Consider the following 10,392-nt stretch of genomic DNA (forward strand, 5'->3'; position numbering starts at 1 on the left):
AAAACATTTTGCTTCAACTCCATTCTGTTTTTTTATAAAGTAAATACTTAACTTTAAATGTTAACATTATGAATAAAATCAAACTCTCAGTAATCGTTATGTTATGCTCTTTAAATATATTGTTTGCGCAAGAACCAAATAAGAAATTTAAAGTTCATAAAGTTTGGGTATCAAAAATTGATAACTCAAAAGTGGTTAAAGGAATCTTATTAGAGGCAAATGATGAATCTTTGATAATAATTGGAAAAAAGAACTCAGAAATTATTGTTAATGTTAAAGATATTCATAAAATAAAAATAAGAAGGAAAGGAAAGGCAGGAAAAGGAGCAGCCATAGGAGCAGCCACAGGGGTAGCCACAGGACTTGTAATTGGATTTGCGAGTGGAGATGACCCTGACAAAACGGTTGATGGGTATTTCCCTTATCTTGGCCCTTACACTTACACTGTAGAGGGAACGACCGCAGGTGAAAAGGCAGCAATTTGGGCTGTTGGGTTAGGAATTGCAGGAACTGTTGTTGGAGCAGTTGTGGGTTCTAAAAAAGAAACTTTCTTGATTAATGGAGATTCAAAAAATTATCTAATGTATTTTGATGAGATACAGACTTATTCAATGAATCGAAAAAAATAATTTTTTTTAAAACATCTCGATATGAAAAAAATTCTTTTACTTCTCACGATATTCCTTCCAGTATTTTTATTTACTACATGTTCAAAAGATGAGGATAATGAAAAAATTAGATTTCAAGGGACAATGGAAGCTAAGGTTAATGGAAAGTTAGTAATCTTTGAACATGCAAGTGGATATGGTTTTTATGACCTTGATAATCATTGTTACAAAAACTTTCACCAAATAACAGGAGGTATGGAATTTAGAGCTTCTAATGGTCATACGATTTATTTAAATTTTAAACCCTCGCATGGTATTGGAATTTATAACCCAAATGGAGAATATCATACATGGCTCGGTAACTACAGTGATTATGGGGATAATGGAATCTTTTATCACCAAAACTATTTTGTTAGTGAAACTCAAACCCATTCTGAAGAAATTGGTTCTGTAACAATCACCTCAATGGAGAATGATAGATATAAAGGAACTTTTTACTTTACTGCTGTTTATAATGGTGAAGATTATTATAGCCTTCCAAATATTGTAAACATCACAGAAGGTAAATTTGAAATACTTGCAGAAGGACATAAGGATTATGGTGGTACTCCTTGCGGATATGAATAATTTGTCCAAATTTTCCCGAATCCTAATATTTCGGACATCAACCCTATTTTTGAAATATATATTTACAGTTAACCTAAACAATTTATGTTATGAAAACAACACACATTTATCTCATATTATTTTTAAGTCTATCTACCTTAAACTGTTGTAAAGATGATGACCCAACTAATAAGGAATGTGTAATTTACCAAGTGACAGTTTCAGATAATTGTAATTGTGATAACTACTTATGTGAGAGTAGTTATCTTCTTGAAAAATTAGAATACGAGCGACTTGTAAAAATTCAAAACGAATCATCAGAAGATTGTGTTTTTGTTAATGGAAAAGGAGATGCTCTTGGGTCGAATGAAGTAGTTATTATCGACTTTGAAGGTTACTTGTTAAGGCTTGTTGCAATCCCTTTAACACCGTTTTGCTAAAATCCTAAGCAATCAGCTGAGGTGTAATTCGCTAATTTTGTTGAATGAAGTACACTAAATATTTTGGCATTATTACAAAGGAGCAGGGCAGATTGAACCTGCCAACTTCTCAATTTCAAAGAATGATGAATATAGTCCATATTGAAGGTGTTGTAGCAGGATTAGCCAAAGCCAAAGAAACCTACAAAGACACTAACCAATATTATAAGTATGATATGGTTATACTAAAGGAAAAAGATGTGCTTGCTAACCTTACAGGCAATTTAGCTCCTGACTTGCTGTTAAGGGAAATGATGGGGTCTTCGGATTAAGATATTCCGTACTGTTTATTATCTAACTACAAAACTAAAAGGTAAAAGATTGAGTCAATATTTAATAAGCATAAAAACACATCCCAATAGTAAGTGTTGAATAAATATGTACACAAAAGTGTACACACTATAAATGCAAAAAACCTTAACTTTCTCATTACAAGATTGTTAAGGTTTTATGATGCGGTCTGGACGGGACTCGAACCCGCGACCTCCTGCGTGACAGGCAGGCATTCTAACCAGCTGAACTACCAAACCGTTGCTCTTAGCGGATGCAAATATAACAGCGTTTTTTGTATTGTCAAAGGTTTTTCCAATAAATATTACAAAAATCTTTTTCTGCCTATGAGATAGGATATTAGAATCTGATTAAACCCTTTATTGATATCCACAGGAACATAATCTATTTTATACTGCATACACTTCATCTTCAAATCATTAAAATAGGTTTCCATAGCCGTTTTGTAGTTTTTTTTCACTGATGACGCGTATAAATTCAACTGTTCTCCCGTTTCTACATCAACAAATTTTTTGGGCGTATTTCCAAAATCGAAATCCAATTCCAGCTTTCCATCGTAAGTATGAAACAAAACAACCTCATGTTTGTTGTGTTTTAAATGACGTAAAGCTTCAAACAATTCCTGCTCGCTTCTATTGGTCTGAAACATATCCGTAAATAAAAAAACAAGTGATCTTCTGTTTATTTTTTCGGCTATTTCATGTAAAAATTTATAGGTTTCAGTCGTTTTTTTGGAAGGTTGGTTCAACAAACCCTCTAAATGGGCCATCACCATTCTTCTGTGTCGCTCACTTCCTTTTGCCGGGGCATAATACTCATTGATATCACTGTAAATACTTAAACCAACAGCGTCTCTCTGCCGCTTTAACAGTTCTATCAAAGCGGCAGAGGCTATTGCCGAAAACGCAATTTTTGTTAAATGGTCTATGGAAGGATTCTTAACAACCGGAAAATGCATGGAAGCTGAATTGTCTATGATTAGATGACAACGCAAATTGGTTTCTTCTTCGTAGCGTTTTACAAACAGCTTTTTGGTTTTTGCGTATAATTTCCAGTCGATATGCCGTGTGCTTTCACCTGCATTGTAATTTATGTGTTCGGCAAATTCAACCGAAAAGCCGTGAAACGGACTTTTATGCATGCCAGTAATAAATCCTTCCACTACTTGCTTTGCCAACAATTCAAGGTGGTGTAATTCTGAAATATTTTCTAATGAAATACCGGCCATCTTTCTAAATTTGATTCTTGTAAATATAGTATATAAATAGAAAATGCCCGACAATTTGCCGGGCATTTTCTATTTATTGTCTTAAAATTAACGCTTATAAATGCGCATCTATTTTTTGCGCATACGTTGCTTTTGGTGCAACACCCACTTGTTTTTCAACAACTTCGCCATTTTTAAATACCAATACCGTAGGAATATTTCTTACGCCATATTCTGCAGCAAATTTTTGATTTGCGTCCACATCCACTTTCACAATAACAGCTTTATCAGCGTATTCTGTAGTTAATTGATCCATAATTGGTGCTACCATTCTACAAGGTCCGCACCAAGCTGCCCAAAAATCAACCATTACCGGTTTGTCCGATTTCAATACTATTTCGTCAAATGTTGCATCTGTTACTTCAATTGCCATATTCTATTTTTTTAATTGTTAATTTCTCTTTTATGATACAAAAGTAAACAAATATTTTACCATAACCACTTAACCTATATTACTTTTATTTATAAAGCTATATACAAATTTAATGATTGAAAGCAAAAATTGAAAGTTTTAAGTTTTAAGTTCAAAAAAAGCTTACAGCCTACAACTTATAGCTTATAACCTCCTGAACAAATAAACATTTTAAAACACTTCCTTCGCTATGGCTTTAATATTGTCTGATTTCCCCATAGAATAAAAATGAACTACAGGGACACCTTTGGCCACAAGTTCTTTAGATTGTGCAATTGCCCATTCCACACCTACTTCTCTCACTTGTTCGTTGTTGCTGCACTTTTCAACTTCGGTAATCAGCGCTTCGGGTAAATCCAATTTAAAAACCTGCGGCAGCACTTGTAAATGGCGTTTTATGGCAATGGGTTTTATTCCTGGAATTATGGGAACCGTAATCCCAATAGCACGTGCTTTCTTAACAAAATCAAAAAACTTTTGATTGTCGAAAAACATTTGGGTCACCACATAATCGGCGCCCGCATCCACTTTTTCTTTTAATCTGCGCAAATCAGTATCCAAACTAGGGGATTCTATATGTTTTTCCGGATATCCCGCAACGCCAATGCAAAAATCGGTTTTATAAGGCGTTTCAATCAGTTCGTGTAAATATTTCCCCCTATTTAAATCGCTGATTTGAACCACTAGGTCCGATGCATACATATTCCCTCCTTCCGTTGCGGAAAAATATTTTTCGTGTTTCATAGCATCGCCTCTCAAAGCCATTACATTGTCCAAACCCAAATAATGACAATCCACCAACAGATATTCCGTTTCTTCTTTGGTGAAACCACCACACAACACATGCGGAATCGCATCAACATTATATTTGTACTTTAAAGATGCGCAAATACCAACTGTTCCCGGCCGCATCCGGGTAATTTTTTGTTCCAGAAGCCCATTTCCTTTCGCTAGATAAACGTGTTCCTCTCTAGATGTTGTCACATCAATAAAAGGTGGTTTAAATTCCATCAGCGGATTGATATTGTCGTACAATTCCTGTATGTTTTGCCCTTTTTGCGGTGGCACAATTTCAAACGAAAACAGTGTTTTCCCCTTGGCTTGTTTTATGTGTTCTGTTACTTTCATTTTTTTAGTATGTTAGTATTTTGGATTGTTGGTATATTAGATTTAATAATTGTTAATTAGTTTTGGGCGTTCCCTTTCAGGTCGCGCTTTTCGTTATATCTTTTTCTTCGTTTCACTCCAAAAAAGTATACCACTTCAAACAAGGTTCACTGAACACCAATACAAAATAAAAAAAGTTGAAGTAATCGCTAACGCAAATCAAATTTTAGTTTTAATTATTATCTCTTTTCTTTTTCCATTGATGAAAAAGAAACAAAAAATCTAGTCTGATGATCTTTTTCTGTAAAATGAATTGAATTTTTTTGTCCACATCACCCAGACCGCCTTTTCCCCGCTTCACCTGCCACTAGGCTCTTTGGGTTGCTCCTTCGGCCAACGCTAAAAATTTCAATATTTTACGACGAAAAAAATCATATGACGGTGTTTCTTTAATTTGTTTTCAAATTATGTTCAGAACTTATTTTATTACTTTAAACTTTTCCAATCCAACATTAATTCCCCCTTCGGGGGTTAGGGGGCCTAGTCCGCCAAATTAGGTCTCAGCCATTTCTTGGCGGTTTCAAAATCCATCTTTTTTCTTTTTGCAAAATCCTTTACCTGTTCTTCAGTTATCTTCCCGACACCAAAATATTTGGCGGTTTCATTCCCAAAATAATAGCCAGAAACCGATGCTGCCGGCCACATCGCCAAACTTTCCGTAAGCTCTACCCCAATAGTTTCTTTAACTTTTAGCAGTTCCCAAATGGTTAATTTTTCAGTATGATCAGGACAGGCGGGGTAACCCGGTGCCGGACGAATACCTTTATAGCCTTCTTTTATCAGTTCTTCATTCGACAAAATTTCTTCAGCCGCATAACCCCAGTAGTCCGTTCTCACCTTTTTATGCAGATATTCGGCAAAGGCTTCTGCCAAACGGTCTGCCAAAGCTTTAATCAATATTGAATTGTAATCATCATGGTCGGCTTCAAATTTAGCTGCCAGTTCCGCAGTTCCAAAACCAGTTGAAACACAAAAAGCACCCATATAATCAATGATTTCAGCTTCTTTTGGTGCCACAAAATCAGCCAATGCAATACTTGGAATTCCTTCTTTCTTTTTCAATTGCTGGCGTAAAGTTAAAAACTTTGCTTTTACTGTTGTTTTAGCTTCATCTTCATAAACTTCAATATCATCATTATCCACAGCATTTGCAGGAAAAATCCCGAAGATGGCTTTTGCTGTCAATAATTTTTCATCCACCACTTTTTGAAGCAGTTTTTTGGCATCCTTAAATAAATGAGTTGCTGTTTCACCAACCACTTTATCGGTTAAAATTTCAGGATATTTCCCGTGCAACTCCCAAGTCCGGAAAAACGGACTCCAATCAATATATTCCAACAATTCAGAAAGTTCCAAATTCTCAATGACTTTAATTCCCAAAAAGTTTGGGACCCCAATTGTTGTTGCATTCCAGTCAATTTTAAACTTGTTTTTCCGTGCATCCGCTAAGGATAAATATTCTTTTCTGTTAGATCGGTTAAAAAAACCTTCCCGAACTTTCACATAATCGTCTTTAATGCTTTTAACATAATCTTCAACGGTATTGTTATCATTAATTAAATTTCCAACCACCGTAACCGCCCTTGAAGCATCATTTACGTAGATTACCGCATTGGAATATTGGGTATCTATTTTAACGGCCGTATGCGCTTTTGAAGTAGTTGCGCCACCAATTAACAGCGGAACTTTAAAATTTTGTCGCTCCATTTCATCAGCAACATAAGCCATTTCGTCTAAAGACGGCGTTATGAGTCCGCTCAATCCAATCACATCCACATTTTCAGTTTTGGCGGTTTCAATTATTTTTTGAGCCGAAACCATGACACCTAAATCAATAATCTCATAATTGTTGCAATTTAAAACCACACCTACAATATTTTTTCCGATATCGTGCACATCGCCTTTAACGGTTGCAAGCAATATTTTTCCCGCCCCTCCCGTCCCCAAAGGGGAAGCTTCCAGCGCTTCTTTTATTTTCTTCAGAACTACATCCAAATTGGATAACACTTCGTCATTTGTAAAGCGAATAACGCTATACCCTTCCTCTTCCAGCCATTTTGTTCGTTCTTTGTCACTCGCTATATTTTCTGGCAACTGGTGTATTGATCCATCAATTTCAATAATTAAATTTGTTTTTAAACAAATAAAATCTGCAATGTAATTCCCTATAATATGTTGTCTTCTTATTTTATGCCCTTCCAATTTTTTTCCGTTTAAAACATCCCACAATAAAGCTTCGGCTTCAGTTGGCTCATTGCGCATTTTAAAAGCAACCTCTTTTAACAATCCATAATTCAAAGGATCGGCAGTTTCCCAATGTTGCGAAGTCTTAATTCCCCCTTCGGGGGTTAGGGGGCTTTTTGATGCTTCTATGTACGGTTGTAAATACGCAACGGCACGTTTCATAACCCTTGCCGATTTTACCACTTGAGGCAAAAACATTTTACCTGAACCAAACAAATCCCCTACCACATTCATACCGGTCATCAAGTGCTGTTCAATTACTTCAATCGGTTTTTTGGCCTGGATTCTTGCTTCTTCAACGTCTTTCAATATAAATTCATCCACACCTTTTACCAAAGCGTGTGTTATTCTTTCCTGCAACGGTTTTTCGCGCCAAGACAAATCCACTTTATGTTCTTTTACGGAACTTACGACACTTTCGGCAAATGATAGCAAACGCTCTGTGGCATCATCTCTTCTGTTTAAAATAACATCTTCAACACGTTCCAATAAATCTTTCGGAATTTCATCATAAACTTCCAGCATGGTCGGATTTACAATGCCCATATTCATTCCTGCTTTTATGGCGTGGTATAAAAATACCGAATGCATGGCTTCCCTAACGGAATCATTCCCCCTAAAAGAAAAAGAAACATTGCTCACGCCGCCACTTACGCTCACATTGGGTAAATTTTCACGAACCCAGCGCGTTGCTTCAATAAAATCGAGGGCATTTCTTTTATGCTCGTCCATTCCAGTAGCTACCGGAAAAATATTTAAATCGAAAATAATGTCTTCTGAAGGAAACTGCACTTTATCGACCAAAATACGGTACGAACGCGCTGCAATTTCAATTCTTCTTTGAAAATTATCGGCCTGACCAACCTCATCAAATGCCATCACAATAACTGCGGCACCATAACGCTTAATCAATTTTGCCTGCTTTATAAATGTAGCTTCCCCTTCTTTTAAGCTGATAGAGTTTACAACGCATTTCCCCTGAACGACCTGCAATCCCGCTTCAATAATCTCCCATTTTGAACTGTCGATCATCACCGGAACACGAGAAATATCAGGTTCTGAAGCAATTAAATTCAGAAATTGAACCATGGCTTCTTTTCCGTCAATCAATCCGTCATCCATGTTCACATCAATAATCTGTGCCCCTCCATCAACCTGATGCCTTGCAATGGCAAGTGCCTCATCAAATTTTTCGTCTTTAATCAAGCGAAGAAACTTACGAGAACCAGCCACATTTGTACGTTCACCAACATTGATGAAATTGCTGTTCTCATTCAAGATTAGAGGTTCTAATCCTGATAACTTCAGCCATTTCTTTTGGTTGTTCCCTTCGGCTCCGCTCTGGGTAAAGTTTGTTGGTTGTTGGTTATATATGTCTTCTTTAATGCTCATGTTTTTTTATTTTGTCATTCAAATCAATTCGCAAAGTGTCTCTACTTTTTTTGATATTCCGCCACTAAATTGGCAATGGCCTTGATATGTGCCGGTGTTGTGCCGCAGCAACCGCCAATAATTCTTACCAAATTCTTATCCAGATACGTCTTAATTTGCGCTGCCATTTGTGCAGGTGTTTCATCATATTCCCCAAAAGCATTTGGCAATCCGGCGTTTGGATGTGCTGAAACCGGCAGGTTTGACTTTCTTGCCAGCACTTCTAAATGCGGCGTTAACTGATTGGCTCCCAGCGCACAATTAAATCCGATAGACAATAAAGGAATGTGCGATACTGAAATTAAAAATGCTTCGGCCGTTTGTCCGGATAAAGTTCTTCCGCTTGCATCGGTGATGGTGCCACTTAACATAATTGGCACGTCTATATTTCGTTCTTCTTTTACTTCTTCAATCGCAAACAAAGCCGCTTTTGCATTTAGGGTGTCAAACACTGTTTCAACCAACAATAAATCTGCGCCGCCATCTAACAAAGCTTCGGTTTGTTGTTTGTAGGCTTCTTTTAAATCGTTAAAAGTGACTGCCCTAAATCCAGGGTCATTTACTTTGGGCGACATACTTGCCGTTTTATTTGTAGGACCTATGGAACCTGCCACAAACCTTGGTTTTTCAGGGTTTTTAGCGGTAAATTCATCGGCAGCTTCTTTGGCTATTTTTGCCGATTGGTAATTGAGTTCGTACACATAATCTTCCATTTCATAATCGGCCATCGCGATGGTTGTGCTCGAAAAGGTGTTGGTTTCAATAATGTCGGCACCCGCTTCCAAATATTTCCGATGAATTTCTTTAATGGCTTGGGGTTGTGTTATGGAAAGCATATCATTATTTCCTTTTACGGACATATGAAAATCTTTAAACTGTTCGCCCCTATAATCTTCTTCCGAAAAACGATATTGCTGAATCATGGTCCCCATTGCACCATCAAGTACCAATATTCTTTTTTGTATTTCTTCTTTTATGTTGCTCATTGTTGATGGTTATTGGTGTTTTTAATTATATTATGAATTTTAAATTAGCCTATTAGCCAATGAGGGAATTTTTATTTTTCAATTATTCATTATTAATTGTTAATTACTCATTATTCATTCAACCCGCGTTAGGGATTAAAGTGACATCCTGGCATTGTGAGTTTATGAAGCAATATCAACAAAAGATTGCTTCGTTCCTCGCAATGACAGATATAGCGAAAAGCCCGACCGCTTTGCGGTAACGCCCAAATAATTATTAAAAAGCAGGAAGAATTCTTGAAAAATCTCTTCGTTATCTATCCAAATATTTTGGTAGAATGTAGCACCTTCTTTGCAAGGCAAAGGGTTGCTAAGGCTTCAACGGGTCTAATCCCTCTGCCTTTCTTAATAACTGTGATCACTGTGTATATGAACTTGGCTGCAAATTAACGGAATAAGCCGCTTAATTACAAATGAAACCGGATATTTATTATTTAATTAACAAGGATTTTGTTAATTCATTCAACGCTTTCACTTTTTCTGAAAAGGTACCACTTGTTGTTTTTCGGTATGAATTTATGTTTTCTGCAAGTTCATTGATGTTATCTGGAATGACTTCTTCAAAAAACTGACGCAATCGTTTTGCCAGCGTGGGCGATTTTCCGTTGGTTGAAATGGCTATTTTGATGTTGCCTTTGGTAACTATGCCTCCCATATAAAAATCGCAGTAAGGCGGATTGTCGGCCACATTGACCAAAATATTCTTTTGTTTGCAATCCTGATATACTTGAATATTTACCGCAACATTGTTGGTTGTTGCTATAACAATATGTTTTCCTTTTAAAAAAGAATTATGATATGCCGCTTCAATAATTTCGATGTAGTGTTTTTTTGCCAACGCAATTAATTCGGGTAAAAAATT

Annotated in this window: 10 protein-coding genes, 1 tRNA gene and 1 riboswitch; of the genes, 4 read left to right on the plus strand and 7 right to left on the minus strand. The window is 36.4% G+C overall.

Going from position 1 to position 10,392, the window contains the following annotated elements:
- Positions 1-68: 68 nt before the first annotated feature.
- The 4 genes from ABY285_RS11270 to ABY285_RS11285 all read left to right on the plus strand — a co-directional run bounded on the left by ABY285_RS11270 (position 69) and on the right by ABY285_RS11285 (position 1,965).
- Positions 69-629: a hypothetical protein gene (locus ABY285_RS11270; RefSeq protein ID WP_372770109.1), complete on the plus strand. Its 561-nt coding sequence runs from the start codon at positions 69-71 to the stop codon at positions 627-629.
- A gap of 21 nt (positions 630-650) precedes the next feature.
- On the plus strand, positions 651-1,235 hold the full coding sequence (locus tag ABY285_RS11275; RefSeq protein WP_372770111.1) for a hypothetical protein: 585 nt from the start codon (positions 651-653) through the stop codon (positions 1,233-1,235).
- A gap of 89 nt (positions 1,236-1,324) precedes the next feature.
- On the plus strand, positions 1,325-1,654 hold the full coding sequence (locus ABY285_RS11280; protein ID WP_372770113.1) for a hypothetical protein: 330 nt from the start codon (positions 1,325-1,327) through the stop codon (positions 1,652-1,654).
- A gap of 44 nt (positions 1,655-1,698) precedes the next feature.
- Complete coding sequence (locus ABY285_RS11285; protein ID WP_372770115.1) at positions 1,699-1,965, plus strand: hypothetical protein; 267 nt, start codon at positions 1,699-1,701, stop codon at positions 1,963-1,965.
- A gap of 184 nt (positions 1,966-2,149) precedes the next feature.
- Here the strand turns inward: ABY285_RS11285 and ABY285_RS11290 are convergent.
- The 7 genes from ABY285_RS11290 to ABY285_RS11320 form a co-directional block, all read right to left on the minus strand.
- A tRNA-Asp gene (locus ABY285_RS11290) sits at positions 2,150-2,223 on the minus strand.
- Positions 2,224-2,288: 65 nt separating this feature from the next.
- A complete protein-coding gene (locus ABY285_RS11295; protein ID WP_372770117.1) occupies positions 2,289-3,212 on the minus strand; it encodes a DUF58 domain-containing protein in 924 nt (307 codons plus the stop codon).
- Positions 3,213-3,306: 94 nt separating this feature from the next.
- Positions 3,307-3,624, minus strand: coding sequence for a thioredoxin (gene trxA, locus ABY285_RS11300; RefSeq protein ID WP_372770119.1), 318 nt, complete (start codon positions 3,622-3,624; stop codon positions 3,307-3,309).
- 210 nt (positions 3,625-3,834) lie between these two features.
- A complete protein-coding gene (metF, locus tag ABY285_RS11305; protein ID WP_372770121.1) occupies positions 3,835-4,791 on the minus strand; it encodes a methylenetetrahydrofolate reductase [NAD(P)H] in 957 nt (318 codons plus the stop codon).
- A gap of 519 nt (positions 4,792-5,310) precedes the next feature.
- Positions 5,311-8,466, minus strand: a complete 3,156-nt coding sequence (locus tag ABY285_RS11310) for a vitamin B12 dependent-methionine synthase activation domain-containing protein (protein ID WP_372770123.1) — start codon at positions 8,464-8,466, stop codon at positions 5,311-5,313.
- Positions 8,467-8,507: 41 nt separating this feature from the next.
- Positions 8,508-9,491, minus strand: coding sequence for a homocysteine S-methyltransferase family protein (locus ABY285_RS11315; RefSeq protein ID WP_372770125.1), 984 nt, complete (start codon positions 9,489-9,491; stop codon positions 8,508-8,510).
- Positions 9,492-9,780: 289 nt separating this feature from the next.
- Positions 9,781-9,885: riboswitch (SAM riboswitch) on the minus strand.
- 75 nt (positions 9,886-9,960) lie between these two features.
- Positions 9,961-10,392 (minus strand): bifunctional precorrin-2 dehydrogenase/sirohydrochlorin ferrochelatase (locus ABY285_RS11320; protein WP_372770127.1); only part of this gene is annotated, 432 nt, incomplete at its 5' end.

Origin of the sequence: Lutibacter sp. (assembly GCF_041555395.1) — a bacterium.
Taxonomy (GTDB): domain Bacteria; phylum Bacteroidota; class Bacteroidia; order Flavobacteriales; family Flavobacteriaceae; genus Lutibacter.